The sequence below is a fragment of the Enterobacter cloacae complex sp. IR5402 genome, from assembly GCF_049238125.1.
GTDB lineage: Bacteria > Pseudomonadota > Gammaproteobacteria > Enterobacterales > Enterobacteriaceae > Enterobacter > Enterobacter hormaechei_C.
Window position 1 is genome coordinate 1 of the sequence record NZ_JBMKHO010000025.1, and the last position, 26,179, is coordinate 26,179.

General features: G+C 50.6%; 47 protein-coding genes. 7 read left to right on the forward strand and 40 right to left on the reverse strand.

Annotated elements, in window-relative coordinates; all coding sequences use genetic code 11:
* Positions 1-268 precede the first annotated feature (268 nt).
* Complete coding sequence (locus ACOTXL_RS22820) at positions 269-823, forward strand: gamma carbonic anhydrase family protein (RefSeq protein WP_003863357.1); 555 nt, start codon at positions 269-271, stop codon at positions 821-823.
* Here the strand turns inward: ACOTXL_RS22820 and ACOTXL_RS22825 are convergent.
* The 6 genes from ACOTXL_RS22825 to dprA are packed head-to-tail and all read right to left on the reverse strand — an operon-like array spanning position 799 to position 4,582.
* The gene (locus ACOTXL_RS22825) at positions 799-1,047 is read right to left on the reverse strand and encodes a DUF1488 domain-containing protein (protein WP_003863356.1); all 249 of its coding nucleotides are present in this window, start codon (positions 1,045-1,047) and stop codon (positions 799-801) included. The two genes, ACOTXL_RS22820 and ACOTXL_RS22825, sit on opposite strands and share 25 nt — an antisense overlap.
* The gene (aroE, locus tag ACOTXL_RS22830; protein WP_023314927.1) at positions 1,044-1,862 is read right to left on the reverse strand and encodes a shikimate dehydrogenase; all 819 of its coding nucleotides are present in this window, start codon (positions 1,860-1,862) and stop codon (positions 1,044-1,046) included. Before aroE ends, ACOTXL_RS22825 begins: the two co-directional genes overlap by 4 nt.
* Before the next feature lie 4 nt (positions 1,863-1,866).
* Positions 1,867-2,439 (reverse strand): L-threonylcarbamoyladenylate synthase type 1 TsaC, encoded by a 573-nt coding sequence (gene tsaC / locus ACOTXL_RS22835; protein ID WP_003863353.1) that lies wholly within the window; start codon positions 2,437-2,439, stop codon positions 1,867-1,869.
* On the reverse strand, positions 2,432-2,986 hold the full coding sequence (locus ACOTXL_RS22840; RefSeq protein WP_023314928.1) for a type I DNA topoisomerase: 555 nt from the start codon (positions 2,984-2,986) through the stop codon (positions 2,432-2,434). Before ACOTXL_RS22840 ends, tsaC begins: the two co-directional genes overlap by 8 nt.
* 26 nt (positions 2,987-3,012) lie before the next feature.
* Positions 3,013-3,486 (reverse strand): DUF494 family protein Smg, encoded by a 474-nt coding sequence (gene smg, locus ACOTXL_RS22845; protein WP_000460665.1) that lies wholly within the window; start codon positions 3,484-3,486, stop codon positions 3,013-3,015.
* Positions 3,458-4,582, reverse strand: a complete 1,125-nt coding sequence (gene dprA, locus ACOTXL_RS22850; protein ID WP_003863350.1) for a DNA-protecting protein DprA — start codon at positions 4,580-4,582, stop codon at positions 3,458-3,460. Before dprA ends, smg begins: the two co-directional genes overlap by 29 nt.
* A 127-nt stretch (positions 4,583-4,709) precedes the next feature.
* On the opposite strand from dprA, the gene def reads away from it, so the two are divergent.
* The 5 genes from def to mscL all read left to right on the forward strand — a co-directional run bounded on the left by def (position 4,710) and on the right by mscL (position 9,488).
* Positions 4,710-5,219, forward strand: a complete 510-nt coding sequence (gene def, locus ACOTXL_RS22855) for a peptide deformylase (RefSeq protein WP_006812188.1) — start codon at positions 4,710-4,712, stop codon at positions 5,217-5,219.
* Between the two features lie 24 nt (positions 5,220-5,243).
* Positions 5,244-6,191, forward strand: a complete 948-nt coding sequence (gene fmt / locus ACOTXL_RS22860) for a methionyl-tRNA formyltransferase (RefSeq protein WP_022651942.1) — start codon at positions 5,244-5,246, stop codon at positions 6,189-6,191.
* A gap of 52 nt (positions 6,192-6,243) precedes the next feature.
* Positions 6,244-7,530 (forward strand): 16S rRNA (cytosine(967)-C(5))-methyltransferase RsmB, encoded by a 1,287-nt coding sequence (gene rsmB, locus ACOTXL_RS22865; RefSeq protein ID WP_045351173.1) that lies wholly within the window; start codon positions 6,244-6,246, stop codon positions 7,528-7,530.
* Between the two features lie 22 nt (positions 7,531-7,552).
* The gene (gene trkA, locus ACOTXL_RS22870; protein WP_003863337.1) at positions 7,553-8,929 is read left to right on the forward strand and encodes a Trk system potassium transporter TrkA; all 1,377 of its coding nucleotides are present in this window, start codon (positions 7,553-7,555) and stop codon (positions 8,927-8,929) included.
* 145 nt (positions 8,930-9,074) lie between these two features.
* Positions 9,075-9,488, forward strand: coding sequence for a large-conductance mechanosensitive channel protein MscL (mscL, locus tag ACOTXL_RS22875; RefSeq protein ID WP_003863335.1), 414 nt, complete (start codon positions 9,075-9,077; stop codon positions 9,486-9,488).
* Here the strand turns inward: mscL and ACOTXL_RS22880 are convergent, their stop codons facing one another.
* The 31 genes from ACOTXL_RS22880 to rpsJ form a co-directional block, all read right to left on the reverse strand.
* Positions 9,489-9,704, reverse strand: a complete 216-nt coding sequence (locus ACOTXL_RS22880) for an alternative ribosome-rescue factor A (protein ID WP_003863329.1) — start codon at positions 9,702-9,704, stop codon at positions 9,489-9,491.
* Between the two features lie 57 nt (positions 9,705-9,761).
* Positions 9,762-10,187 carry a Zn(2+)-responsive transcriptional regulator gene (zntR, locus tag ACOTXL_RS22885; protein WP_003863328.1) on the reverse strand — a complete coding sequence of 142 codons (426 nt, stop codon included), beginning with the start codon at positions 10,185-10,187 and terminating at the stop codon, positions 9,762-9,764.
* 2 nt (positions 10,188-10,189) lie between these two features.
* Positions 10,190-10,558 (reverse strand): DUF1992 domain-containing protein, encoded by a 369-nt coding sequence (locus tag ACOTXL_RS22890; protein ID WP_023314932.1) that lies wholly within the window; start codon positions 10,556-10,558, stop codon positions 10,190-10,192.
* A gap of 107 nt (positions 10,559-10,665) precedes the next feature.
* Positions 10,666-11,049, reverse strand: a complete 384-nt coding sequence (gene rplQ / locus ACOTXL_RS22895; RefSeq protein ID WP_001216368.1) for a 50S ribosomal protein L17 — start codon at positions 11,047-11,049, stop codon at positions 10,666-10,668.
* Positions 11,050-11,089: 40 nt separating this feature from the next.
* Positions 11,090-12,079: a DNA-directed RNA polymerase subunit alpha gene (locus ACOTXL_RS22900; RefSeq protein ID WP_002919219.1), complete on the reverse strand. Its 990-nt coding sequence runs from the start codon at positions 12,077-12,079 to the stop codon at positions 11,090-11,092.
* Positions 12,080-12,104: 25 nt separating this feature from the next.
* Complete coding sequence (gene rpsD, locus ACOTXL_RS22905) at positions 12,105-12,725, reverse strand: 30S ribosomal protein S4 (protein WP_045351172.1); 621 nt, start codon at positions 12,723-12,725, stop codon at positions 12,105-12,107.
* Between the two features lie 32 nt (positions 12,726-12,757).
* A complete protein-coding gene (gene rpsK, locus ACOTXL_RS22910) occupies positions 12,758-13,147 on the reverse strand; it encodes a 30S ribosomal protein S11 (RefSeq protein WP_003863312.1) in 390 nt (129 codons plus the stop codon).
* A 16-nt stretch (positions 13,148-13,163) separates the two neighbouring features.
* A complete protein-coding gene (gene rpsM / locus ACOTXL_RS22915; protein ID WP_003863308.1) occupies positions 13,164-13,520 on the reverse strand; it encodes a 30S ribosomal protein S13 in 357 nt (118 codons plus the stop codon).
* 146 nt (positions 13,521-13,666) lie between these two features.
* Positions 13,667-13,783 carry a 50S ribosomal protein L36 gene (rpmJ, locus tag ACOTXL_RS22920; RefSeq protein ID WP_000868187.1) on the reverse strand — a complete coding sequence of 39 codons (117 nt, stop codon included), beginning with the start codon at positions 13,781-13,783 and terminating at the stop codon, positions 13,667-13,669.
* A gap of 31 nt (positions 13,784-13,814) precedes the next feature.
* Positions 13,815-15,146 carry a preprotein translocase subunit SecY gene (secY, locus tag ACOTXL_RS22925; protein WP_003863305.1) on the reverse strand — a complete coding sequence of 444 codons (1,332 nt, stop codon included), beginning with the start codon at positions 15,144-15,146 and terminating at the stop codon, positions 13,815-13,817.
* 7 nt (positions 15,147-15,153) lie between these two features.
* Entirely contained in the window at positions 15,154-15,588 is a 435-nt protein-coding gene (gene rplO / locus ACOTXL_RS22930) for a 50S ribosomal protein L15 (RefSeq protein WP_003863304.1), read from the reverse strand.
* A 3-nt stretch (positions 15,589-15,591) separates the two neighbouring features.
* Positions 15,592-15,771 (reverse strand): 50S ribosomal protein L30, encoded by a 180-nt coding sequence (gene rpmD, locus ACOTXL_RS22935; protein ID WP_003863301.1) that lies wholly within the window; start codon positions 15,769-15,771, stop codon positions 15,592-15,594.
* Between the two features lie 6 nt (positions 15,772-15,777).
* Positions 15,778-16,278, reverse strand: a complete 501-nt coding sequence (gene rpsE / locus ACOTXL_RS22940; protein WP_003863299.1) for a 30S ribosomal protein S5 — start codon at positions 16,276-16,278, stop codon at positions 15,778-15,780.
* A gap of 14 nt (positions 16,279-16,292) precedes the next feature.
* The gene (gene rplR, locus ACOTXL_RS22945) at positions 16,293-16,646 is read right to left on the reverse strand and encodes a 50S ribosomal protein L18 (protein WP_003863297.1); all 354 of its coding nucleotides are present in this window, start codon (positions 16,644-16,646) and stop codon (positions 16,293-16,295) included.
* A 9-nt stretch (positions 16,647-16,655) separates the two neighbouring features.
* Positions 16,656-17,189 (reverse strand): 50S ribosomal protein L6, encoded by a 534-nt coding sequence (gene rplF / locus ACOTXL_RS22950; protein WP_003863296.1) that lies wholly within the window; start codon positions 17,187-17,189, stop codon positions 16,656-16,658.
* Between the two features lie 12 nt (positions 17,190-17,201).
* Complete coding sequence (gene rpsH, locus ACOTXL_RS22955; RefSeq protein ID WP_006178918.1) at positions 17,202-17,594, reverse strand: 30S ribosomal protein S8; 393 nt, start codon at positions 17,592-17,594, stop codon at positions 17,202-17,204.
* Between the two features lie 30 nt (positions 17,595-17,624).
* The gene (gene rpsN / locus ACOTXL_RS22960) at positions 17,625-17,930 is read right to left on the reverse strand and encodes a 30S ribosomal protein S14 (protein WP_003863291.1); all 306 of its coding nucleotides are present in this window, start codon (positions 17,928-17,930) and stop codon (positions 17,625-17,627) included.
* 14 nt (positions 17,931-17,944) lie between these two features.
* Positions 17,945-18,484, reverse strand: a complete 540-nt coding sequence (gene rplE, locus ACOTXL_RS22965) for a 50S ribosomal protein L5 (RefSeq protein ID WP_003863290.1) — start codon at positions 18,482-18,484, stop codon at positions 17,945-17,947.
* A 14-nt stretch (positions 18,485-18,498) separates the two neighbouring features.
* Positions 18,499-18,813, reverse strand: a complete 315-nt coding sequence (rplX, locus tag ACOTXL_RS22970) for a 50S ribosomal protein L24 (RefSeq protein WP_003863287.1) — start codon at positions 18,811-18,813, stop codon at positions 18,499-18,501.
* 10 nt (positions 18,814-18,823) lie between these two features.
* Positions 18,824-19,195: a 50S ribosomal protein L14 gene (gene rplN / locus ACOTXL_RS22975; RefSeq protein WP_002919748.1), complete on the reverse strand. Its 372-nt coding sequence runs from the start codon at positions 19,193-19,195 to the stop codon at positions 18,824-18,826.
* Between the two features lie 166 nt (positions 19,196-19,361).
* Positions 19,362-19,616, reverse strand: coding sequence for a 30S ribosomal protein S17 (gene rpsQ / locus ACOTXL_RS22980; RefSeq protein WP_002438707.1), 255 nt, complete (start codon positions 19,614-19,616; stop codon positions 19,362-19,364).
* Complete coding sequence (rpmC, locus tag ACOTXL_RS22985) at positions 19,616-19,807, reverse strand: 50S ribosomal protein L29 (RefSeq protein ID WP_003863282.1); 192 nt, start codon at positions 19,805-19,807, stop codon at positions 19,616-19,618. The genes rpsQ and rpmC overlap by 1 nt, the downstream gene beginning before the upstream one ends.
* Positions 19,807-20,217 (reverse strand): 50S ribosomal protein L16, encoded by a 411-nt coding sequence (rplP, locus tag ACOTXL_RS22990; RefSeq protein WP_002919759.1) that lies wholly within the window; start codon positions 20,215-20,217, stop codon positions 19,807-19,809. Before rplP ends, rpmC begins: the two co-directional genes overlap by 1 nt.
* 12 nt (positions 20,218-20,229) lie before the next feature.
* Positions 20,230-20,931 carry a 30S ribosomal protein S3 gene (gene rpsC / locus ACOTXL_RS22995; RefSeq protein ID WP_000529945.1) on the reverse strand — a complete coding sequence of 234 codons (702 nt, stop codon included), beginning with the start codon at positions 20,929-20,931 and terminating at the stop codon, positions 20,230-20,232.
* A 17-nt stretch (positions 20,932-20,948) separates the two neighbouring features.
* A complete protein-coding gene (gene rplV, locus ACOTXL_RS23000; protein WP_002919773.1) occupies positions 20,949-21,281 on the reverse strand; it encodes a 50S ribosomal protein L22 in 333 nt (110 codons plus the stop codon).
* 14 nt (positions 21,282-21,295) lie between these two features.
* The gene (gene rpsS / locus ACOTXL_RS23005; protein ID WP_001138117.1) at positions 21,296-21,574 is read right to left on the reverse strand and encodes a 30S ribosomal protein S19; all 279 of its coding nucleotides are present in this window, start codon (positions 21,572-21,574) and stop codon (positions 21,296-21,298) included.
* Positions 21,575-21,590: 16 nt separating this feature from the next.
* Positions 21,591-22,412, reverse strand: a complete 822-nt coding sequence (gene rplB / locus ACOTXL_RS23010; RefSeq protein WP_000301859.1) for a 50S ribosomal protein L2 — start codon at positions 22,410-22,412, stop codon at positions 21,591-21,593.
* A gap of 17 nt (positions 22,413-22,429) precedes the next feature.
* The gene (gene rplW / locus ACOTXL_RS23015; RefSeq protein ID WP_000617546.1) at positions 22,430-22,732 is read right to left on the reverse strand and encodes a 50S ribosomal protein L23; all 303 of its coding nucleotides are present in this window, start codon (positions 22,730-22,732) and stop codon (positions 22,430-22,432) included.
* On the reverse strand, positions 22,729-23,334 hold the full coding sequence (rplD, locus tag ACOTXL_RS23020) for a 50S ribosomal protein L4 (protein WP_000424395.1): 606 nt from the start codon (positions 23,332-23,334) through the stop codon (positions 22,729-22,731). Before rplD ends, rplW begins: the two co-directional genes overlap by 4 nt.
* A 10-nt stretch (positions 23,335-23,344) precedes the next feature.
* The gene (rplC, locus tag ACOTXL_RS23025) at positions 23,345-23,974 is read right to left on the reverse strand and encodes a 50S ribosomal protein L3 (protein ID WP_003863274.1); all 630 of its coding nucleotides are present in this window, start codon (positions 23,972-23,974) and stop codon (positions 23,345-23,347) included.
* Between the two features lie 32 nt (positions 23,975-24,006).
* On the reverse strand, positions 24,007-24,318 hold the full coding sequence (gene rpsJ, locus ACOTXL_RS23030) for a 30S ribosomal protein S10 (RefSeq protein ID WP_001181005.1): 312 nt from the start codon (positions 24,316-24,318) through the stop codon (positions 24,007-24,009).
* A gap of 380 nt (positions 24,319-24,698) precedes the next feature.
* On the opposite strand from rpsJ, the gene ACOTXL_RS23035 reads away from it, so the two are divergent.
* Positions 24,699-25,172, forward strand: coding sequence for a prepilin peptidase (locus tag ACOTXL_RS23035; protein ID WP_023323812.1), 474 nt, complete (start codon positions 24,699-24,701; stop codon positions 25,170-25,172).
* On the opposite strand, the gene bfr is transcribed toward ACOTXL_RS23035, so the two are convergent.
* The 3 genes from bfr to ACOTXL_RS23050 form a co-directional block, all read right to left on the reverse strand.
* Entirely contained in the window at positions 25,156-25,632 is a 477-nt protein-coding gene (gene bfr / locus ACOTXL_RS23040) for a bacterioferritin (RefSeq protein WP_003863270.1), read from the reverse strand. The two genes, ACOTXL_RS23035 and bfr, sit on opposite strands and share 17 nt — an antisense overlap.
* 72 nt (positions 25,633-25,704) lie before the next feature.
* Positions 25,705-25,899, reverse strand: a complete 195-nt coding sequence (gene bfd / locus ACOTXL_RS23045; RefSeq protein WP_003863268.1) for a bacterioferritin-associated ferredoxin — start codon at positions 25,897-25,899, stop codon at positions 25,705-25,707.
* 178 nt (positions 25,900-26,077) lie between these two features.
* A partial coding sequence (locus ACOTXL_RS23050; protein ID WP_023167409.1) for a translation elongation factor Tu occupies positions 26,078-26,179 on the reverse strand: 102 nt, incomplete at its 5' end.

Consider the following 26,179-nt stretch of genomic DNA (forward strand, 5'->3'; position numbering starts at 1 on the left):
TCAACCCTGATTTTCAGGATTTTTTCTCTTCAGCCGACCGGGTTATCTGTGAAGTGATTCACATCCGCCGTGTCGATGGAGGCGCATTATAGGGATCCCAGTTTTTAGCACAAGTATTTTTTAGATCTTTTTTTCCAACTGATGATTTTCCGTGCTTTTCGCTGAAAACCCACCCGATCCGCTTAAAAATTGACGCATTTTGCCTTGCCTCGATCCAGGAATACGATCAAAGTCTTCTTTAATAGCGCTCATCTGTATCGAGGTAGATATGTTTGCAGTATTACGTCCTTATAAAGATCTGTTCCCCCAAAAAGGCGATCGCGTGATGATCGATGCCAGCAGCGTGGTCATTGGTGATGTTCGCATGGCCGATGATGTCAGCATCTGGCCACTCGTCGCGATCCGGGGCGATGTTAACTATGTTGCAATCGGTGCACGCACCAATATTCAGGACGGCAGCGTGCTGCATGTGACTCATAAGTCATCATATAACCCTGAGGGCAATCCGCTCATCATTGGGGAAGATGTTACCGTCGGTCATAAAGTAATGCTCCACGGCTGCACAATCGGTAACAGGGTTCTCGTTGGGATGGGATCGATTTTGCTGGATGGCGTCATAGTAGAAGATGACGTAATGATTGGCGCAGGAAGCCTAGTTCCGCAAAACAAACGCCTGGAAAGTGGCTATCTCTATTTAGGCAGTCCGGTTAAACAGATCCGCCCCCTAAAGGAGGCGGAGATCGAAGGATTGAAATACTCAGCGAACAATTACGTTAAATGGAAGAATGACTATCTGGATCAGGATAACCAGACCCAGCCCTGATCGTCTTCCTGCTGTACGCGGATCAAATCGCTGGCTTCCTCTTCCAGATCCCAGCGATTTTCACAAAAGACCGCTAACGGATCTGAACCACCAAAGCGCTGAAGCAACGTCTCCCCTTTAATCGCACAGGTGAGCTGCATTCCATGCACCAGCACCGGGAAACACACCGCTTGCTTGTTTTCATCCCAGATTTCTCTGTCGGGAAAATGAATCGCCTGATTCATGCCATCAGTTCCTGTTTCAGCTTTTCGATCACCGGTTCTACAGCAGGTAACACGCCATGCCAGAGTAGCACCGCATGAGCCGCCTGCCCCACCAGCATGCCCAGACCATCAGCCACATGTTTTGCCCCCTGTTGTTCGCACCAGGTCAGAAATGGCGTTTTCCCTTTTTGATAAAACATGTCATAGGCGTAGATGTGGGAATGAACCAGGGATGCAGGAATCGCCGGGATCTCTCCATTAATACCGCTTGAGGTGGCATTAATCACAAGATCAAATTCGTGACCCGCGAGATCCTCAAGTGCTACCGCAGCTACGCTGCCTGTGTGTGCGAACAACGCCGCCAGCTCTTCTGCTCTGGAGAAAGTACGGTTGGTGATTGTCACCGCACAATCCAGCGAAAGAAGAGGAAGCAATACGCCGCGCGACGCGCCACCCGCACCGATCAGCAGGATCCGAAAGCCTGGTTTAATAAACGACAGTCGCTCCAGATCGCTGAGTAAACCTATGCCATCGGTGTTATCGCCCAGAAGGCGACCATCTTCGAGCCGCTTAAGAGTATTGACGGCACCAGCGAGCGACGCACGCTCGGTCAGCTCATCCGCACGCCCGAAAGCCTCTTCTTTAAAAGGCACCGTAACGTTCGCACCTTTACCGCCCGCAACAAAAAAGCTATTTAGCGTCGGTAAAAATGCATCAACAGGCGCAAGAACCCGACCATATGGGTGATCTATCTGCAATTGCTCTGCAAACAGCTGATGGATCAGAGGCGACTTGCTGTGCGCGATCGGGTTACCAAAAACAGCATAGGTTTCCATCACATTATCCCTGGCGAAAACGTTCGCCGGTCAAGGCATCGCGAATTTCTGACGGGTTAAGACGGCCACCGGTTTCACCGACGGCTACCGGGAAATCACTCCCGAACTGCGCCAGAACTTCTTCGGTTGTCCGACAGGGGGGAAGCCCGGTCAGGTTGGCGCTGGTTGAAACCAGAGGTTTACCAAATGCCTGGCATAACTCCACCACCAGCGGATGGTCGGTAACGCGTACCGCAAGTGAATCGAAACGCCCGGTTAACCAGCGCGGCGTTGTCGGTTGTGCAGGAAAAACAAACGTCACGGGACCAGGCCACGCAGAGAAAATGGTTTCCCGCTGTGCAGGCGTCAGCATGGAATCATCAATATAAGGCTTAAGCTGCGCGTAGTTCGCAGCGATCAAAATCAATCCTTTTTCGACAGGCCGTTGTTTTAGCGCCAGCAGACGGTTAACGGCGACTTCGCTGTCAGGATCGCACCCGACCCCGAAAACGGCTTCTGTTGGATAGGCGATGACTTCTTCTTTTTTCAGGATTTCCACCGCCTGCGCGATGGAGCCTGATGGCAGGTTATTATTCACTGATTTGATCCGCCGAAACCGGCTTTCCACATTGTTTACTGGCGCAAAAGCGTTTCAAGCCTTGCGCGGTTTTCTTTTCTATAAGTAACGGATAATCGCAATTATGGCAGACGCCCGCTACTGGTTTGAAATTGATAACGAACTGGCATTCAGGATAGCGATCGCACGAATGGAAGGTCTTACCATAACGAGAGCGGCGCTGCACCAATTGACCACGCTGGCACTGAGGGCAGGCAATTGCCGTTTCATCTGGTTTATCAATTTGTTCCGTATGATCACATTCCGGGTAGCGGCTGCATCCGATAAACATCCCGAACCGCCCCTGCCGCAGCGCCAGTTCGCCGCCGCAGAGCGGACAAAGCTGTCCCTCCAGAATTTTGACGATATGTCCGTCCGCCTGGCTCTTCAGGGGACGGACATAATCACATTCCGGATAGTGTGAACAACCGAGAAACGGACCGTGTTTCCCGGACCGAATAACAAGTTCAGCCCCACACTGTGGGCAGGGCTCGTTTTTATGCACCGTGAAGAGTGCTGATTTGGCCATAACAACTCTTGTTGCTGCACATAGAATTAATGCAGCATACCTTCATTCACTTCAAAGAGTAATTCTTCCATTTGCTGATAGGCATTTTCACAGCCTGGAATGTTGAACAGCACCATCAGGATCACCCATTTCAGATCTTCCAGTTCAAATTCAGCAGTATCCAGCGCCATGACGCGCTCTATCACCATCTCTCTCGTTTCGAGGTTTAGCACCTGAATCTGCTCGAGGAATAAAATGAATCCCCGGCAGCTGGCATCCAGCCTTTCACACTCTTCAGCTGTATAGATGCGCACAGACAATGGGTCAGAAGCAAGCTGCATCGGTTCGGCGAGGCCGTCCTGATAATCAGCCAACTTATCCAGCCACATCAACGCATTATAAATATCTTCCCGCTCAAAACCTGCGTCGGTAAGATCCCGTGTTAATTTGTCCTGATCCACCTGCATTTCTGCTTCGTTGTGGATGTAAGTCTCAAACAAATACATCAGTACGTCGAACATGGCATGCCCTCCTTAATCGGACATAGCCGCCGGGTACAGCTGCGATCCACCCTGCTAACTCCAGTTCGAGTAGCTGTGCTACCGTTACTGGCACAGGTTGGCCGGCACGTTCAGCGACAACGTCAACAGGTGTTACCTCATCTCCTACGTTAGCCAAGAGCTTGGGAAATGGCAATGCTACGGCCTCCTGATCCGATGAAATATGTCGCTTTTGGAGATCATCCTGCAACCAATGCAATCCATACTGCAAATTTTCCAGGATATCCTCTTTACAGGTCACCAGCGTCGCCCCCTGTTTTATCAGCCAGTGAGGGCCTTCGCAGCCAGGGTTCCCCAACGGGCCGGGCAGCGCAAAAACTTCACGCCCCTGCTCCAGTGCGCACCTTGCAGTAACCAGCGATCCACTTCGAATCGCAGCTTCGACCACCAGCACGCCCTGGCTTAACCCGCTGATGATCCGGTTACGCCGTGGAAAGTTACCCGGTCTGGGCGATGTCGAAAGTGAAAACTCAGATACTATCGCCCCCTCAGAAGCGATAAGTTGCTCAGCCAGAATGTGATGACGACGCGGATAGAGACTAAAAAGACCATTGCCAAGCACGGCGACACTTCGCCCTTTCGCTGACAACGCCGCATGATGTGCCACACCGTCGATGCCGCAAGCCAGGCCACTGGTGATCGTAAAGCCACATTGGGACAGCTGTTCACTGAGCATTTTCCCCCAACGCTCGCCGTACCACGAGGGCGCACGGCTGCCAACAACCGCAAGCTGCATGCTATTAAGTACGTCAACGCGGCCTCGCACAAAGAGCGCCCCGGGAAAATCAGGTATAGAACGCAACAATGGCGGAAAACGAGGATCATCCGCCGTGAGAAGGTGGTTGTCGGTGTGTTCCAGCCATTCCAGACTACGTTCAAGCTCACTCTCGCTGAACGAAAAAAACTTTACGGCATGTTTGGGCGAAAGCCCTGCCGCGTTGACAGCTTCAGCATCGACGGTTGCCTGGCGAAGCAGCCTCTGCGCAATCTCCAGCATCGCGTCACCGTATAACGACCCGATGTTTATAAGCCGTAACCATATCTCTGTGGACGTCATCCTTTTCCCTGCCATAAGCAGCCTCAGCAATCTTTGCGATTGGTCACTGATGCTGTCAATCGACCGGGGATTTGTCTAGAATAGAAGTAATATTCTTATCAACTCCTGAACACGACTCTGGAAATTTATGGCAGTTTTGCAAGTGTTACATATTCCTGACGAGCGTCTTCGCATCGTCGCGGAACCGGTTAAAGAAGTGAATGCAGAAATTCAGCGTATCGTCGATGATATGTTCGATACCATGTACGCAGAAGAAGGCATTGGCCTGGCGGCGACCCAGGTAGACATTCACAAGCGTATTATCGTGATCGACGTTTCTGAAAATCGCGATGAGCGTCTGGTGCTGATCAACCCTGAACTGCTTGAAAAAAGCGGCGAAACAGGCATTGAGGAAGGCTGTCTGTCTATCCCTGAACAGCGCGCTTTGGTGCCACGTGCCGAAAAAGTTAAAATTCGCGCACTGGATCGTGACGGCAATCCGTTTGAGCTGGAAGCCGACGATCTGCTGGCGATTTGCATTCAGCATGAGATGGATCACCTGGTCGGTAAACTGTTCATCGATTACCTCTCACCTCTGAAGCAACAGCGTATTCGTCAGAAAGTTGAGAAACTGGATCGTTTGCGTTCTCGCGCTTAACGCCCCCCGGATACAAGGAATAACGTGTCTACATCACTACGTATAATCTTCGCGGGTACCCCTGATTTTGCAGCGCGTCATCTCGACGCGCTGCTATCGTCTGGTCATCAGATTGTTGGCGTATTTACTCAGCCGGATCGACCGGCTGGCCGCGGTAAAAAACTGATGCCTGGCCCGGTTAAAGTACTGGCAGAAACGCATGGTTTACCGGTATTCCAGCCTGCGTCATTACGACCTGAGGAAAACCAGCAGTTAGTGGCAGACCTGAACGCTGACGTGATGGTAGTTGTGGCTTACGGCCTCATTCTGCCAAAAGCGGTACTCGATATGCCCCGCCTGGGCTGTGTTAACGTTCATGGTTCTTTGCTCCCACGCTGGCGCGGTGCAGCCCCTATTCAGCGCGCTCTGTGGGCAGGCGATGCTGAAACTGGCGTGACAATCATGAAGATGGACGTAGGTTTAGACACGGGCGACATGCTGTATAAACTGGCGTGTCCCATTACCGCAGAAGATACCAGCGCCACGCTGTATGACAAGCTGGCGGATCTCGGTCCGCAGGGGCTGATTGAGACGTTGCAACAGCTTGCTGACAATACAGCGACATCTGAAGTGCAGGATGAGGCACAGGTGACCTATGCTGAAAAACTAAGTAAAGAAGAAGCCCGGATCGACTGGTCCCTGTCAGCAGCTCAACTCGAACGCTGCATCCGCGCCTTTAATCCGTGGCCGATGAGCTGGTTGATGATTGATGAGCAGCCAGTGAAAGTCTGGAAAGCTTCAGTTATTAACGGCAATACATCAGCAGAGCCCGGTACGATTATCGACGCCAGCAAAAACGGTATCCAGGTTGCGACCGGAGAAGGGATCCTGAATCTTGAATCGCTGCAACCGGCCGGTAAAAAGGCAATGAGCGCGCAGGATCTATTAAATTCCCGTCGTGAATGGTTCATCCCTGGCAATCGTCTTGCCTGAACAAATTTATTCTTAAGGCCCGGTGTTTCCGGGCATTTTTATTTTTACGGTTATGAAAAGACAAAATCTACGCACTATGGCGGCTCAGGCCGTTGAGCAGGTTATTGAGCAGGGCCAGTCACTGAGTAATGTCCTGCCTCCACTGCAACAAAAGGTTTCCGATAAAGATAAAGCGCTGCTTCAGGAGCTGTGCTTTGGCGTGCTGCGTACCCTCTCTCAGCTTGAATGGTTAATTAATAAGCTGATGTCACGCCCGATGAGCGGCAAGCAACGTACCGTGCATTATTTGATCATGGTCGGTTTCTACCAGCTTCTTCATACCCGCATTCCACCTCATGCTGCGCTGGCTGAGACAGTGGAAGGTGCCGTTGCGATTAAACGTCCCCAGCTGAAAGGATTGATTAACGGCGTGCTGCGTCAGTTCCAGCGTCAGCAGGACGAACTGCTGGCAGAATTTGCGCAAAGCGAAGCGCGCTTCCTGCATCCAGAATGGCTGCTGAATCGCCTTAAAAAAGCCTACCCACAGCAATGGCAAGACATTGTGGATGCCAATAACCAACGTCCGCCGATGTGGTTACGCGTCAATCGTAACCATTATACCCGCGACGCATGGCTGGCCCTGCTGGAAGAGACCGGAATGAGCGGCTTCACACACGCGGCTTATCCTGATGCGGTTCGTTTAGCCTCCCCTGCACCGGTATATGCATTACCCGGTTTTGAAGAGGGCTGGGTAACGGTACAGGACGCATCCGCTCAGGGGTGCATGGCCTGGCTTGAACCGAAAGACGGGGAGCAGATCCTTGATCTTTGTGCAGCGCCAGGGGGAAAAACAACGCACATTCTGGAAGTGGCGCCGCAGGCCAGCGTGATGGCCGTGGATGTTGATGAGCAGCGTCTTTCACGCGTCTATGACAACCTCAAGCGTCTGGGTATGAAAGCACAGGTTAAGCAAGGCGATGGACGTAAACCCGCAGACTGGTGTGGTGATACCCGGTTCGATCGTATTTTGCTGGACGCCCCCTGCTCTGCAACCGGCGTAATTCGTCGTCATCCCGATATCAAATGGCTGCGTCGCGATCGTGATATCAAGGAGCTTGCCCAGTTGCAATCCGAAATTCTGGATGCCATCTGGCCGCATCTCAAACCCGGCGGAACCCTGGTGTATGCAACCTGCTCTGTTCTTCCGGAAGAAAACAGTCAGCAAATTGCGGCTTTCCTGAAGCGCACCCCGGACGCGACGCTGCATGATACGGGAACACCTGAGCACCCGGGTCTGCAAAACCTGCCGGGCGCAGAAGAGGGTGATGGCTTCTTTTACGCTAAGCTAATCAAAGAGTGATGTTGAGAACAGGTCACGAAAGATGAAAATTATCATTCTGGGCGCAGGGCAAGTTGGCGGAACGCTGGCGGAAAATCTCGTGGGCGAAAACAACGATATCACCATTGTGGATACCAATGGCGATCGCCTGCGCGTTTTGCAGGACAAGTTTGATCTTCGTGTTGTGCAGGGGCACGGCTCTCATCCACGAGTGCTTCGTGAGGCGGGCGCAGACGATGCCGACATGCTGGTTGCAGTAACCAGTTCTGATGAAACCAACATGGTTGCATGCCAGGTGGCCTACTCGCTGTTCAACACACCGAACCGCATCGCCCGCATTCGCTCCCCGGACTATGTCCGGGATGCGGAAAAGCTGTTTAATTCCGAAGCAGTACCTATCGACCATCTTATTGCCCCTGAGCAGTTGGTTATCGACAGTATTTATCGTCTGATTGAGTACCCGGGCGCGTTGCAGGTTGTGAACTTTGCTGAAGGGAAAGTAAGCCTGGCGGTCGTGAAGGCTTATTACGGCGGCCCGCTGATTGGTAATGCCCTGTCGACAATGCGCGAGCATATGCCACATATCGATACGCGTGTTGCGGCGATTTTCCGTCACGACAGACCTATTCGTCCGCAAGGTTCCACCATTGTCGAAGCCGGGGATGAAGTCTTCTTTATTGCGGCTTCTCAGCATATCCGTGCGGTGATGAGTGAACTTCAGCGTCTCGAAAAACCGTATAAACGTATTATGCTGGTTGGCGGCGGTAATATTGGCGCAGGTCTGGCGAGACGGCTGGAAAAAGACTACAGCGTGAAGCTGATCGAACGAGATCAACAGCGCGCGTCGGAGCTGGCTGAAAAACTTCAGAATACTATCGTGTTTTATGGCGATGCTTCGGATCAGGAATTACTGGCCGAAGAGCATATCGATCAGGTTGATCTTTTTATTGCCGTCACCAACGACGACGAAGCGAATATTATGTCCGCCATGCTCGCTAAACGTATGGGGGCGAAAAAAGTAATGGTGCTTATCCAGCGTAAGGCTTATGTCGACCTGGTACAGGGTAGCGTAATTGATATTGCTATTTCACCCCAGCAAGCCACCATCTCTGCCCTGCTAAGCCATGTGCGTAAAGCGGATATTGTCGGCGTGTCGTCTCTGCGTCGTGGTGTTGCTGAAGCCATTGAAGCCGTCGCTCACGGGGATGAAACGACGTCGCGCGTTGTTGGTCGCGCGATCGACGAAATTAAACTTCCACCAGGCACCATTATCGGCGCCGTAGTGCGAGGTAACGATGTCATGATCGCCAATGATAATTTACGTATCGAGCAGGGTGACCACGTTATTATGTTCCTGACCGATAAAAAATTTATTACCGACGTCGAGCGTTTATTCCAGCCAAGTCCATTCTTCCTGTAATGATTTGGGTGCTCAGACGAGAGCACCCACATATTAACCTTCTAATTTTCATGCCTTTTATTTTCATAACGATTATTTATCCCCAATGGCAATTAGCTAATCATTTGTTAAACTTATAGGCGTCAGCTGGCACAAGGAGAACATAATGAGTTTTATTAAAGAGTTTCGCGAATTTGCGATGCGCGGGAATGTAGTGGATTTGGCTGTGGGTGTCATTATTGGTGCGGCGTTCGGTAAGATCGTTTCATCATTAGTCGCCGACATTATTATGCCGCCGTTAGGACTGTTGATTGGAGGCATTGATTTCAAACAATTCGCCTTCACCCTTCGGGAAGCTCAGGGCGATATCCCTGCGGTTGTAATGCACTACGGCGTATTCATTCAGAACGTATTTGATTTCGTGATCGTGGCATTTGCCATTTTCATGGCGATCAAACTTATCAACAGACTTAACCGTAAAAAAGAAGAACCGGCTGCTGCCCCGCCAGCACCAACTAAAGAAGAAGTCTTACTGACTGAAATTCGCGATCTGTTAAAAGAGCAGAATAACCGCGTTTAATCAGGCGACAGAAACAGAAAGGCCAGTGGTAAAAAAGCGATTAGCTTGCTTGCCACTGGCCTCCCAGTTACCCCGTTGTGCATGTTTACCTTTACGTAAATAACTCCCTTTTCCTTTCTTGTTCTTCTCAACTCGCTGTCTGAAAAGTGGGTCGTGAAGCAATGCCTCAATGGCGTTATCCTTAATGTGTCCCTTAGTATGCTGATAGCGGCTCATCATTTCTCCTGAGCATAGTTAATGTCGGCGGGAGTCTAGTCCCTGGCTGATAAAAAATCAACAACCCTGAGTTTCACTACTGGCGCCCTGTTCAAGAGCTTCCAGTATTGAGCAATAAACACTGCTATGAGCGGTACCGCAGCACGCGTCATTTAACCTTTGCAGAGATCGCTGCATGGCTTGCAGCTCCTGAATACGTCCTTCAACTTCATCCAGCCGGGCCTGAACGATGCTTTTAGATTCCTGACACGTATGATGTTCAGGATCGATACGGATCGACAGCAGTTCACGGATCGACTCCAGCGTGAAGCCGAGTTGCCGTGCATAGCGGATAAAACGAAGGCGTTGCAGGTCGTTATCCGTATAAAGGCGAAATCCACCTTCCGTTCTGACCTCATGATCGATCATCTGCTGCTTTTCGTAGTAGCGGATAGTATCCGGCGTTACGTTAGCAAGCTTCGCAAGTTCACCTATGCGGTACATGGCTACTCCTTGTTTATTTTTTGTATTAACCTTTCACTGTACTCACCATGCAAAAAGTCAGTATTCATTCCCGTCTGGCGCAGTTTTAGCTCTATGAGCGCCAACCGACGACTGATTTCAGAGTACCGCGGGTCATTCTTATGAATGCCTTTAAGCAGATCGGCAAGCTCGACGGCTTCATTACGTTGTTGAAGCTCAGGCGGTAAACAACCTGCGTTTTTCAGTAAGCGATAACCGGCCCGTAATTCAGGGGGAATATGTGAATCATCGTCCAGAATCAGCGGCTCACCGCTGCCGGGAAGATTTTCGAACTCGCCTTTGTTTTGGGCATCGCAAATATGGCGTTCAGCCCACTGATCGAGCAACCACATAATGAACTCCAGGGGGTGAGCAGAAAAGATACAGACATTGTAGATAAGTGGAGATTCTGCGGATATAAAAAAACCCGCCGAGGCGGGTTTTTTTACGTTACTACAGATTACTCTGCAGCAGCTTCTGCTTTCTCTGAACGATCAACCAGCTCGATGTAAGCCATCGGCGCGTTGTCGCCTGCACGGAAGCCACACTTCAGAATGCGAGTGTAACCACCGGCACGGCTCGCGAAACGCGGGCCCAGTTCGTTAAACAGTTTTGCCACGATCTCGTTATCACGAGTACGGGCGAATGCCAGACGACGATTAGCAACGCTGTCAGTCTTGGCAAGAGTAATCAGCGGCTCAACTACGCGACGCAGCTCTTTCGCTTTAGGCAGGGTCGTCTTGATGATTTCATGACGAACCAGTGAACCTGCCATGTTGCGGAACATAGCCTGGCGATGGCTGCTGTTGCGGTTCAGTTGACGACCACTCTTACGATGGCGCATGACCTTATCCTTCTCAGTAAAACCTTAACCTGTGATCCGGTTACTCGTCAGCAATGCTTGCCGGTGGCCAGTTTTCCAGGCGCATGCCCAGAGACAGACCACGTGAAGCCAGCACGTCTTTAATCTCGGTAAGAGATTTTTTACCCAGGTTCGGCGTTTTCAGCAACTCAACCTCGGTACGCTGTACCAGATCACCGATATAGTGGATAGCTTCTGCCTTGAGGCAGTTAGCAGAGCGGACAGTCAATTCCAGATCGTCAACAGGGCGCAGCAGGATCGGATCGAATTCTGGTTTCTCTTCTTTCACTTCCGGCTGACGTACATCACGTAAGTCAACGAAAGCTTCCAGTTGTTCTGCCAGGATGGTTGCCGCACGACGAATCGCCTCTTCAGGATCGATTGTGCCATTGGTTTCCATTTCGATGACCAGCTTGTCCAGGTCGGTACGCTGTTCTACACGCGCTGCTTCAACATTGTAGGCAATACGCTCTACAGGGCTGTAGCATGCGTCGACCAGCAGACGGCCGATTGGGCGCTCATCTTCTTCCGAATGAATTCGGGCAGAAGCCGGCACATAACCACGACCGCGCTGAACTTTGATACGCATGCTAATAGCTGCGTTCTCATCGGTCAGGTGGCAGATCACGTGCTGCGGCTTGACGATTTCAACATCACCGTCGTGGGTGATGTCGGCTGCAGTCACAGGGCCAATGCCAGATTTATTCAGAGTAAGAATAACTTCATCTTTACCCTGAACTCTCACCGCCAGCCCTTTCAGGTTGAGCAGGATTTCAAGGATATCTTCCTGAACGCCTTCTTTGGTGCTGTACTCATGAAGTACACCATCAATCTCAACCTCGGTCACCGCGCAACCCGGCATCGATGAGAGCAGAATACGGCGCAGTGCGTTACCCAGAGTATGGCCAAAGCCACGCTCTAAAGGCTCAAGGGTCACCTTGGCGTGCGTCGAACTCACTTGCTCGATATCTACCAGGCGCGGTTTTAGAAACTCTGTCACAGAACCCTGCATTGTGTCCTCTCTTTGGTACTAAGCTTTACTTGGAGTAAAGCTCGACGATCAGGTGTTCGTTAATGTCCGCAGACAGATCAGAACGTTCCGGCTGACGCTTGAACGTACCTTCCATCTTGCCAGCATCAACTTCCAGCCAGGTTGGCTTTTCACGCTGCTCAGCCAGCTCCAGAGCGGCTTTCACGCGAGATTGCTTTTTCGCTTTCTCACGAATGCTAACAACGTCATTCGCTTTAACCTGATAAGAAGCGATGTTAACAACACGACCGTTTACCATGATTGCTTTATGGCTAACCAGCTGGCGTGATTCAGCACGAGTCGCGCCGAAGCCCATACGGTATACAACGTTGTCCAGACGACCTTCCAGCAGAGCCAGCAGGTTTTCACCTGTGTTGCCTTTCAGACGTGCTGCTTCTTTATAGTAGTTACGGAACTGACGCTCCAGCACACCGTAGATACGGCGAACTTTTTGCTTTTCACGCAACTGCACACCATAGTCAGACAGACGCGGTTTACGCGCACCGTGCTGGCCAGGAGCTTGTTCAATGTTACACTTGGTATCGATCGCGCGAACGCCAGACTTAAGGAATAAGTCGGTGCCCTCACGACGGCTCAGCTTGAGCTTAGGACCCAAATATCTTGCCATTTTCTATCTCCAACTAACCTAAAAAACGAGCGTTATACGCGACGTTTTTTCGGCGGACGACAACCGTTATGAGGGATCGGAGTCACATCAGTAATATTCGTGATGCGGAAACCAGCGGCGTTCAGAGCGCGAACAGTAGATTCACGACCCGGACCCGGACCTTTAACCATAACTTCCAGATTCTTGATGCCGTATTCTTTTACGGCTTCAGCGCAACGCTCTGCTGCAACCTGAGCTGCGAACGGAGTGGATTTGCGAGAACCACGGAAACCGGAACCACCGGCTGTTGCCCAACCCAATGCGTTACCCTGACGATCAGTAATAGTAACGATGGTGTTGTTGAAAGAAGCATGGATATGAGCCACGCCGTCAGAGACTTGTTTTCTTACACGTTTACGTGCACGAACTGGTGCCTTTGCCATTATTCAATCACCCCGATTATTTCTTGATCGGTTTGCGCGGACCCTTACGGGTACGTGCGTTGGTCTTAGTACGCTGACCGCGTACTGGCAGACCACGACGATGACGCAAACCGCGATAGCAACCAAGATCCATCAGGCGCTTGATGCTCATGCTGATTTCACGGCGCAGATCACCTTCAACGACAAATTTGGCAACTTCGTCACGCAGCGTGTCGATTTGTTCTTCAGACAGCTCACTGATCTTAACATCTTCAGCGATACCCGCTGCAGCCAGAATGGCTTTAGAACGGGTCTTGCCGACGCCGTAGATCGAAGTTAATGCGATCACAGCATGTTTCTGATCAGGAATGTTAATGCCTGCTATACGGGCCACTATGCACTCCTACTATTTAATATGTACGCACCATGCTGAAAAGCCCGTTTTCAGGATACTCAAATGGAAACGTACAGACATACAAAAGATTGGCTGGCTAATCTAGCCAGCTCAACCCAACTTTGCAAGAAAAATATGCGAAATAATCAGCCTTGGCGCTGTTTATGCTTCGGCTCGGCACTGCAAATCACACGGATGACACCATCACGCTTAACGATTTTGCAGTTACGGCATAATTTCTTGACGGAAGCACGAACTTTCATTTTTACTCTCCGTAACTTCTCAGGCGACCAGTTAGCGGCCGTAGCCTTTCAGGTTCGCCTTCTTCAATGCAGACTCATACTGACTGGACATCATCAGAGTTTGCACTTGAGCCATAAAGTCCATAATCACGACAACAACGATAAGCAGTGAGGTCCCACCGAAGTAGAACGGTACTTTCATTGCATCACGCATGAACTCCGGGATCAGGCAGATAAAAGTAATATAAAGCGCACCAACCAAAGTCAGGCGAGTCATTACTTTATCGATATACTTCGCCGTTTGCTCTCCCGGACGAATTCCTGGTACAAATGCACCGGACTTCTTCAGGTTATCTGCTGTTTCACGCGGGTTGAAGACCAACGCCGTGTAGAAGAAACAGAAGAAGATGATCGCAGACGCATAGAGTAACACATAAAGTGGTTGCCCAGGCTGCAAATACAGCGAAATTGTTGTCAGCCAGTTCCAACCAGTACCGCCCCCGAACCATGACGCGATGGTTGCCGGGAACAGAATAATACTGGAAGCGAAGATAGCCGGGATAACCCCCGCCATATTCACTTTCAGCGGTAAATGTGTGCTCTGTGCAGCATAGACACGACGACCCTGCTGACGTTTAGCGTAGTTCACCACAATGCGGCGTTGACCACGTTCAACGAAGACAACAAAGAACGTCACTGCAAATACTAATACTGCAACCAACAGCAACAGGAGGAAGTGCAGGTCGCCTTGACGCGCTTGCTCGATAGTATGGGCGATGGCCGGCGGGAGACCCGCAACGATACCGGCGAAGATAATGATTGAGATACCGTTACCGATACCTCGTTCAGTAATCTGTTCGCCGAGCCACATCAGGAACATGGTCCCTGTGACCAGACTTACAACAGCGGTGAAATAGAATGCAAAGCCTGGGTTTAATACCAGGCCCTGCATACCAGGCATATTCGGAAGACCGGTAGCAATACCGATCGACTGGAATATTGCCAGCACCAGAGTGCCGTAACGGGTGTACTGGCTAATCTTACGACGTCCAGACTCCCCTTCTTTCTTCAACTCTGCCAGGGCCGGATGAACGACCGTCAGCAGCTGGATAATAATTGATGCCGAAATGTACGGCATAATACCCAGTGCGAAAATAGAAGCACGGCTGAGAGCACCACCAGAGAACATGTTGAACATTTCAATGATGGTGCCTCGCTGTTGCTCAAGCAGTTTGGCAAGTACAGCGGCATCAATACCAGGGATCGGAATAAAAGAGCCAATACGGAACACAATCAGCGCGCCGATTACAAACAGCAGTCTGCGTTTCAGCTCGCCAAATCCACCTTTGGCACTTTGAAAATCTAATCCCGGTTGCTTAGCCATCTGCTACTTATTCCTCAATTTTACCGCCAGCAGCTTCGATAGCAGCACGAGCACCTTTAGTAACACGCAGGCCACGAACAGTTACCGGAGTAGAAACTTCACCAGCCAGGATCACTTTCGCGAACTCGATCTGGATACCGATAATGTTAGCCGCTTTCAGCGTGTTCAGGTCTACAACGCCGCCTTCAACTTTCGCCAGGTCAGACAGACGGATTTCCGCTGTGATCGCTGCTTTGCGAGAGGTGAAGCCGAACTTCGGCAGACGACGGTACAGTGGCATCTGGCCACCCTCGAAACCGCGACGTACGCCACCGCCAGAACGAGAGTTCTGACCTTTGTGACCACGACCACCGGTTTTGCCGAGGCCAGAACCGATACCACGACCCAGGCGTTTACCCGCCTTTTTAGAGCCTTCGGCCGGAGACAGAGTATTTAAACGCATCTCTTACTCCTCAACTTTAACCATGAAGTAAACCGCGTTGACCATACCACGAACAGCAGGAGTATCCTCGCGCTCAACGGTATGACCAATACGACGCAGACCCAGGCCAAGCAGCGTTGCCTTGTGTTTCGGCAGACGACCGATTGCACTGCGGGTTTGAGTGATTTTAATAGTCTTTGCCATGGTCAATTACCCCAGAATTTCTTCAACGGATTTACCACGCTTGGCAGCGACCATTTCTGGAGAATTCATATTTTCCAGGCCATCAATAGTTGCACGAACCACGTTGATCGGGTTGGTGGAACCATATGCTTTAGCCAGAACGTTATGAACTCCAGCAACTTCCAGAACGGCGCGCATTGCACCACCGGCGATGATACCGGTACCTTCGGAAGCTGGCTGCATGAATACACGAGAACCCGTGTGAACACCTTTAACTGGGTGTTGCAGGGTACCGTTGTTCAGCGCGACGTTAATCATATTGCGACGGGCTTTTTCCATCGCTTTCTGGATCGCTGCTGGAACTTCACGCGCTTTACCGTAACCAAAACCAACGCGACCGTTGCCATCACCCACTACAGTCAGAGCTGTGAAGGAGAAAATACGACCACCTTTAACGGTTTTAGATACGCGGTTTACCGCGATCAGCTTTTCCTGCAGTTCGCCAGCCTGTTTTTCGATGTGAGCCATCTTACACCTCTACCTTAGAACTGAAGGCCAGCTTCACGGGCAGCATCTGCCAGTGCCTGGACACGACCATGATATTGGAACCCGGAACGGTCAAAGGAAACATTGCTGATGCCTTTTTCCAGAGCGCGTTCAGCGACAGCTTTACCTACAGCTGCTGCGGCGTCTTTGTTACCGGTATACTTCAATTGTTCTGAGATAGCTTTTTCTACAGTAGAAGCAGCTACCAGAACTTCAGAACCGTTCGGTGCAATTACCTGTGCGTAAATATGACGCGGGGTACGATGTACCACCAGGCGAGTTGCACCCAGCTCTTTGAGCTTGCGGCGTGCGCGGGTCGCACGACGGATACGAGCAGATTTCTTATCCATAGTGTTACCTTACTTCTTCTTAGCCTCTTTGGTACGCACGACTTCGTCGGCGTAACGAACACCCTTGCCTTTATAAGGCTCAGGACGACGGTAGGCGCGCAGATCTGCTGCAACCTGACCGATCAGCTGTTTATCAGCGCCTTTCAGCACGATTTCAGTCTGAGTCGGGCATTCTGCAGTGATACCGGCCGGCAGCGGATGCTCAACAGGGTGTGAGAAGCCCAGAGACAGGCCTACTGCATTCCCTTTGATAGCTGCACGATAACCTACACCAACCAGCTGAAGCTTTTTAGTGAAGCCTTCGGTAACACCAACAACCATTGAGTTCAGCAGGGCACGCGCGGTACCAGCCTGAGCCCATCCATCCACGAAACCATCACGTGGACCGAAGGTCAGAGCGTTATCTGCATGTTTAACTTCAACAGCTTTGTTGAGGGTACGAGTCAGCTCGCCGTTTTTACCTTTGATCGTAATAACCTGACCGTCGATTTTTACATCAACGCCGGCAGGAATAACGACCGGTGCTTTAGCAACACGAGACATTCTTTCCTCCGATTAGGCTACGTAGCAGATAATTTCGCCACCAAGACCAGCCTGGCGCGCTGCACGATCAGTCATAACACCTTTAGAGGTAGAAACAACTGCGATACCAAGACCAGCCATTACTTTTGGCAGCTCATCTTTTTTCTTATAGATGCGCAGGCCTGGGCGGCTGACACGCTGAATGCTTTCTACAACAGCTTTACCCTGGAAATACTTGAGAGTAAGTTCCAGTTCCGGCTTGGTGTCGCCTTCAACTTTAAAATCTTCGATAAAACCTTCTTCCTTCAGCACGTTGGCAATTGCCACTTTCAGCTTGGCGGAAGGCATGGTGACCGCAACTTTGTTCGCGGCCTGACCGTTACGGATACGGGTCAGCATATCCGCGATCGGATCTTGCATGCTCATCTGTCTTTACTCCCGTGATTCAATTGGTAATTACCAGCTAGCCTTTTTCAAGCCTGGTACTTCACCGCGCATGGCGGCTTCACGCAGTTTGATACGGCTCAACCCAAACTTGCCCACATAACCATGTGGACGACCTGTTTGACGACAGCGGTTACGCTGACGAGACGGGCTGGAATCACGCGGCAGAGACTGCAGCTTGAGAACCGCATTCCAACGATCTTCGTCGGAAGCGTTCACATCAGAAATGATCGCTTTCAGTTCAGCGCGTTTAGCGAAGAATTTATCAGCTAAAGCTACGCGCTTTACTTCGCGTGCTTTCATTGATTGCTTAGCCATTCAGTAACCCTACCTTACTTGCGGAACGGGAAGTCAAAGGCAGCCAGCAGAGCACGGCCTTCTTCATCAGATTTCGCAGTAGTGGTAATGGTAATATCCAAACCACGCACGCGGTCGACTTTATCGTAGTCGATTTCTGGGAAGATGATCTGCTCACGGACACCCATGCTGTAGTTACCACGACCGTCGAAAGACTTAGCGGACAAGCCACGGAAGTCACGGATACGTGGAACAGCAATAGTGATCAGGCGCTCAAGGAACTCCCACATGCGTTCGCCACGCAGAGTTACTTTACAGCCGATCGGATAGCCCTGACGGATTTTGAAGCCTGCAACAGATTTGCGTGCTTTGGTGATCAGCGGTTTTTGACCGGAGATTGCTGTCAGGTCAGCTGCTGCGTTATCCAGCAGTTTCTTGTCAGCGATCGCTTCACCAACACCCATGTTCAGGGTGATCTTCTCGACCCGAGGGACTTGCATGACAGAATTGTAGTTAAACTCAGTCATGAGTTTGTTAACTACTTCGTCTTTGTAGTAATCATGCAGTTTCGCCATCGTACTACTCCAAATTACTTGATAGTTTCGCTGTTAGACTTGAAGAAACGGACTTTTTTACCGTCTTCGAATCTAAAGCCTACACGGTCAGCCTTACCGGTAGCCGCATTGAAGATTGCAACGTTAGAAACCTGAATAGCAGCTTCTTTTTCAACGATGCCGCCTGGTTGGTTCAGGGCCGGAACCGGCTTCTGATGTTTCTTAACCAGGTTGATACCTTCAACGACGAGTTTGCCGGAAGACAGAACATTTTTTACTTTACCGCGTTTACCTTTATCTTTACCGGTTAACACGATAACTTCGTCATCACGACGGATTTTCGCTGCCATGATTCGCTCCTTAGAGTACTTCTGGTGCCAGAGAGATAATTTTCATGAACTTCTCAGTACGAAGTTCACGAGTTACCGGCCCAAAGATACGCGTGCCGATAGGCTGCTCGCTGTTATTGTTTAAAATAACGCATGCATTACCATCGAAGCGAATGACAGAACCGTCAGGGCGACGAACACCCTTCTTGGTGCGCACCACTACCGCCTTCAGCACATCACCTTTTTTGACCTTACCACGTGGAATTGCTTCCTTGATGGTGATCTTGATGATGTCGCCTACGCCTGCGTAGCGACGGTGCGAGCCACCCAGAACCTTGATACACATTACGCGACGTGCACCGGAGTTGTCGGCGACGTTCAGCATAGTCTGTTCTTGGATCATTTTAGTGCTCCGCTAATGTCAACTACTACCTGAGACTCTAAAATCAGAGCCGTTAAAAAGCCCCATATCGAGGGCGCGGCATTATAACACCGCTTCTGCAATATGGGTAGAAAAAATAAACGGCTCATCGCTGAGCCGTTTATTCGTATTGAGAATGCGTACTCTATTACAGAACCGCTTTCTCTACAACGCGAACCAGCGTCCAGGACTTAGTCTTGGACAGTGGACGGCATTCACGGATTTCAACCTTGTCGCCGATACCACATTCGTTGTTCTCGTCATGTACGTGCAGTTTGGTCGTACGCTTGATGAATTTACCGTAGATCGGGTGTTTCACAAAACGTTCGATAGCTACAACAATGGATTTCTCCATTTTATCGCTAACAACACGACCTTGCAGAGTACGGATTTTATCGGTCATTACGCACCCGCCTTCTGAGTCAGTAAAGTCTTAACGCGCGCAACATTGCGACGCACTTGCTTCAGCAGGTGAGTCTGTTGCAGCTGGCCACTTGCAGCCTGCATACGCAGGTTGAACTGCTCACGCAGCAGGTTCAGCAGCTCAGCGTTCAGCTCTTCAACGCTTTTTTCACGCAGCTCTTTTGCTTTCATTACATCACCGTCTTAGTTACAAAGGTGGTTTTGATAGGCAGTTTCGCTGCTGCCAGGCCGAAGGCTTCACGGGCCAGCTCTTCCGGAACACCGTCCATTTCATAAAGGACTTTGCCCGGTTGGATCAAGGCAACCCAGTACTCCACGTTACCTTTACCTTTACCCATACGAACTTCCAGTGGCTTCTCGGTGATCGGTTTGTCCGGGAATACACGGATCCAGATCTTACCTTGACGCTTAACTGCACGGGTCATTGCACGACGTGCTGCTTCGATCTGACGTGCAGTCAGACGACCACGGCCAACAGCTTTCAGACCGAAAGTGCCGAAGCTAACATCCGTACCCTGCGCCAGACCACGGTTGCGGCCTTTGTGCACTTTACGGAATTTTGTACGCTTTGGTTGTAACATCAGCGACGCTCCTTATTTACGGCCTTTACGCTGCTGCTTTTTAGGTTGAGCAGCCGGTTTTTCCGGTTGTTCAACAGCAGCCATACCACCCAGGATCTCACCTTTGAAGATCCATACCTTAACGCCGATTACACCGTAAGTGGTGTGCGCTTCAGAGGTGTTGTAGTCGATGTCAGCACGCAGAGTGTGCAGCGGTACGCGACCTTCGCGGTACCATTCGGTACGTGCGATTTCCGCGCCGCCCAGACGGCCGCTAACTTCAACTTTGATACCTTTAGCGCCCAGACGCATTGCGTTCTGTACAGCACGCTTCATAGCACGACGGAACATAACACGACGTTCCAGCTGAGAAGTGATGCTGTCAGCAACCAATTTAGCGTCCAGTTCAGGCTTACGAACTTCAGCGATATTGATCTGTGCAGGAACGCCAGCGATATCCGCTACGACCTTGCGCAGTTTTTCTACGTCTTCGCCTTTCTTACCGATAACGATGCCAGGGCGAGCAGTGTGAATAGTCACACGGATGCTCTTAGCTGGACGCTCGATAACGATACGAGATACAGACGCTTTAGCCAGTTCCTTAGTCAGGTACTGACGTACTTTAAAATCGCTGTCCAGGTTGTCAGCGAATTCTTTGGTGTTCGCAAACCAGGTAGAGTTCCATGGTTTTACAATACCCAGGCGAATACCATTAGGATGTACTTTCTGACCCATTGCTAGTCTCCAGAGTCTCAGCGATCGGACACAACCACAGTAATGTGGCTGGTGCGCTTCAGGATGCGATCTGCACGACCTTTCGCACGCGGCATAATGCGCTTCATGCTTGGGCCTTCATCTACGAAAATTTTCGCGACTTTCAGATCGTCGATGTCAGCGCCATCGTTGTGTTCAGCGTTAGCAATGGCAGATTCCAGTACTTTCTTGACCAATACCGCAGCTTTCTTGTTGGTATAGGTCAGGATGTCCAGGGCCTGCGACACTTTCTTACCGCGAATCAGGTCAGCAACAAGGCGAACCTTCTGTGCAGAAGAACGAGCATGGCGATGTTGAGCTAAAGTTTCCATCTCTTCCTCCTACCTTATTTCTTCTTCGCTTTTTTATCAGCAGCGTGGCCGCGATAAGTACGAGTCGGTGCGAATTCACCCAGTTTGTGACCAACCATTTCGTCGGTAACAAAGACTGGAACGTGCTGACGACCATTATGGACAGCGATGGTCAAACCGATCATGTTAGGAAAGATCGTTGAACGACGGGACCAAGTGCGCAGGGGCTTCTTGTCTCCGCTTTCCACCGCTTTCTCTACCTTCTTCAGCAAGTGCAGGTCAATAAAAGGACCTTTCTTGAGAGAACGTGGCATGGCTTATCCTCTAAAATTATTTGCTACGGCGACGTACGATAAATTTATCAGTACGCTTGTTGCTGCGGGTCTTCTTACCTTTGGTCTGAACGCCCCACGGAGTTACCGGGTGCTTACCAAAGTTACGACCTTCACCACCACCATGTGGGTGGTCGACTGGGTTCATCGCAGTACCGCGAACGGTAGGGCGAACACCACGCCAGCGTGCAGCACCAGCTTTACCCAGAACGCGCAGCATATGCTCAGCATTGCCAACTTCGCCCAGAGTAGCGCGGCAGTCTGCTTCGACTTTACGCATTTCACCAGAACGCAGACGCAGGGTGACATAAGCACCGTCACGCGCAACGATCTGAACGTAAGTACCCGCGGAACGCGCCAGCTGACCGCCTTTACCTGGTTTCATTTCTACGTTATGAACGGTAGAACCAACCGGGATATTGCGCATCGGCAGGGTGTTGCCTGCTTTGATTGCAGCATCAACGCCAGACTGAATCTGGTCGCCAGCTTTCAGGCCTTTAGGGGCCAGGATGTAACGGCGTTCGCCATCTTTGTACAGAACCAGCGCGATGTTCGCGGAACGGTTCGGATCGTACTCAAGACGCTCAACAACTGCTGGGATACCGTCTTTGTTGCGTTTGAAGTCAACAATACGATAAGCCTGCTTGTGGCCACCACCGATGTGACGAGTGGTGATACGGCCATTGTTGTTACGACCACCGGATTTGCTGTTTTTTTCCAGCAACGGAGCAAAAGGTTTGCCCTTGTGCAGCTCAGGGTTAACCACTTTAACTACGTGGCGACGACCCGGAGATGTCGGTTTACATTTAACAACTGCCATTGTATTACTCCTCCGACTTACTCAGCGCCGCCAACGAAGTCCAGGTTCTGGCCTTCTTTCAGGGTGACGTAAGCTTTTTTCCAGTCGCTACGACGACCGATACGCTGTCCGTGACGTTTAACTTTCCCTTTAACTACCAGGGTGTTAACGACTTCGACTTCGACTTCAAACAGTTTCTGCACAGCAGCTTTGATCTCTGCTTTGGTCGCGTCTTTAGCAACTTTGAGAACGATGGTGTTTGTTTTTTCCATCGCAGTAGACGCTTTTTCAGAAACGTGCGGTGCGCGCAGCACCTTCAGCAGACGTTCTTCACGAATCATGCCAGCATCTCCTCAACTTGCTTAACAGCATCAGCAGTCATTACGACTTTGTCGAAGGCGATCAGGCTAACCGGGTCGATACCAGTCGCGTCGCGTACGTCAACCTTGTGCAGGTTACGCGCGGCCAGGAACAGGTTCTCGTCCAGCTCACCGGTGATGATCAGCACATCTTCCAGAGCCATGTCTTTCAGTTTCTGTGCCAGCAGCTTAGTTTTAGGCGCTTCAACAGAGAACTTCTCGACAACGATCAGACGATCCTGACGTACCAGTTCGGACAGAATGCTTTTCAGCGCGCCGCGGTACATCTTTTTGTTAACTTTTTGACTGTGGTCCTGTGGACGCGCAGCGAAGGTCACGCCACCTGAACGCCAGATCGGGCTCTTGATAGAACCTGAACGCGCACGGCCGGTACCTTTCTGGCGCCATGGCTTTTTGCCTGAACCAGTTACTTCAGCACGAGTCTTCTGAGCACGAGTACCCTGACGAGCACCAGCTGCATAAGCAACAACAACCTGGTGAACCAGCGCTTCGTTGAAATCACGACCGAAGGTAGTTTCGGAAACAGTCAGCGCGCTCTGCGCGTCTTTCAATACTAATTCCATTGCTATCCCCTTACGCCTTCACAGCTGGTTTAACGATCAGGTCGCTACCGGTTGCACCCGGGACCGCACCTTTAACCAGCAGCAGGTTGCGCTCAGCGTCAACACGTACTACGTCCAGGCTCTGAACGGTTACACGTTCGTTGCCCAGCTGACCTGCCATTTTCTTGCCTTTGAACACTTTGCCCGGAGTCTGGTTCTGACCGATAGAACCCGGAACGCGGTGAGACAAGGAGTTACCGTGAGTAGCGTCCTGGGTACGGAAGTTCCAGCGCTTAACGGTACCAGCAAAACCTTTACCTTTAGAGGTACCGGTTACGTCAACTTTTTTAACGTCAGCAAACAGCTCAACGCTAATGTCCTGACCTACGGTGAACTCTTCGCCTTCAGCAAGACGGAATTCCCACAGACCACGGCCAGCTTCAACGCCAGCTTTAGCGAAGTGACCCGCTTCTGGTTTGGTTACACGGTTAGCTTTTTTTGCACCAGTGGTAACCTGAATAGCGCGGTAGCCATCGTTAGCCAGATCTTTAACCTGAGTAACGCGGTTTGCTTCAACTTCGATTACGGTTACTGGGATAGAAACGCCATCTTCAGTGAAGATGCGGGTCATACCCACTTTTTTACCGACTAAACCAATCATTGTTTCAACCTCTCAATCGCTCGATGACCTGATTAACCCAGGCTGATCTGCACGTCTACACCGGCAGCCAGATCCAGACGCATCAGAGCATCAACGGTTTTCTCAGTTGGCTCAACGATGTCAACCAGACGCTTGTGAGTGCGGATTTCGTACTGATCACGCGCATCTTTGTTAACGTGCGGAGAGATCAGAACGGTAAAGCGCTCTTTGCGGGTCGGCAGCGGGATCGGACCACGGACTTGCGCACCAGTGCGCTTAGCAGTCTCGACGATTTCCGCGGTTGATTGATCGATCAGACGATGATCAAACGCTTTAAGGCGGATACGGATTCTTTGGTTCTGCATGAGACCAGAGCTCCAATTATTTTATAAACGAAAATGATTACTCCTCAAACCCATTACGATTGATGGGAGAGTGTAACCGTTCTTACGTAGCTCCCCAATTGGGAGCATTGTTGAGTAACAAAGTGAGCTACTCTGGTTCAGATTGAACCCGCCGTCAATTACGACAAGCCCGCGCATTATACGTAAATCTGGGGAAGACGCAAGTGCCGTTTAGAAATTAAGCGCTAAAGACGTACTCTGCGTAAGGCCTCGCATTTTTTTATGCAAAGTATCCCTTCTCAACTCTTTGTCTGAAGCCGCTACGCAATTGCTGTTTTTGCACATTGCCGGACATGCAGACTATTACGAGTATGCGCTCAAACCGTTTTGAGGCTCTCGCTATGCTACTGTCCCTCCCCTTTCTGGTGATCTATTTTGCGTTATCGGCCTTGCTTGTTCGCACCGATATTCGCACAGGGCTTCTTCCCGACAAATTTCTTTGCCCGCTGCTATGGACCGGCCTGCTTTACCAGCTGTGCCTCCATCCTGATTTTTTGCCGAGCGCGGTGGTGGGTGCGCTGGCAGGATACGCCGGATTCGCCGTTATCTATTGGGGATATCGGCTCATCTGCCGACGTGAAGGTATGGGATATGGCGACATAAAATATCTGGCGGCGCTGGGGGCATGGCATGGCTGGTGTGTACTGCCAGTACTGGCACTCGTAGCCGCGTTAATGGCTCTGCTGTATCTGGTTGCTTTCTCGTTGTTTACTCCTGATAAGCAGGCATTAAAAAACCCACTGCCTTTTGGGCCATTTCTGGCGGCAGCGGGTTTATGCGTTGGCTGGGAAAGCCTGATTAACTTTCCACTTTGATCTGAGACTGAAGGTAGTTCTGTAGGCCAATTTTGCTAATGAGATCCAGTTCGGTCTCAAGCCAGTCGATGTGCCCTTCTTCATCGGCCAGGATCTGGATCATCATATCGCGGCTGACGTAGTCATGTACGCTGTCCGCATAGGCAATGGCTTCACGCAGGTCTTTTGCACCCTCCAGCTCCAGCCGGAGATCAGAACGCAGCATCTCTTCGACATCTTCTCCGATGCCCAGTTTTCCGAGATCCTGTAGGTTAGGAATGCCTTCGAGGAATAAAATACGCTCAATGTATTTATCGGCGTGTTTCATTTCATCAATGGACTCATGGTATTCAACATCGTTGAGGCGAGTCAGTCCCCAGTTTTTGAACATTCTTGCATGGAGAAAATACTGATTGATTGCGACAAGCTCATTTCCCAATAATTTATTGAGATAACTTATGATTTTAACATCACCTTTCATTATATAGTCCCTCCGCTTCCACTCATTGAAGCGTAGATCGGGCTACGGGGATGTCAAAAAAAAGATAGAGGCTTACGCGATCTCTTTGAATTCCGGGATCTGCATCAGTTCGTCCTGCATGATCTCACGCGCTGCGCGAACGCATTTACCGCATTGATTTCCCACCGGAACAAACTTGCGAAGCTGCTGGAAAGATTGTGGTTGAAACTGGCGAACGGCCTGACGAATTTTTTTGTCGCTTACACCATTACATAAACAAACGTACATAAAGACTCCCGTTCAAAATATGCGCAAAGTGTAAGTGAGAATGGTTATGATTACAATAGCACGGGCGCCGGAATACGTGGCGGGAGAAAACAAAAAATGCGAATTTTTATGACAGCGACTTTACGGTAGAAAACAAAAAAGGACGCCGAAGCGTCCTTTTTATTTCAGGGATAATTAATTAGCCCAGAACTTTAGCAACAACGCCCGCGCCAACGGTACGGCCGCCTTCACGGATTGCGAAACGCAGACCGTCGTCCATCGCGATTGGGTGGATCAGAGT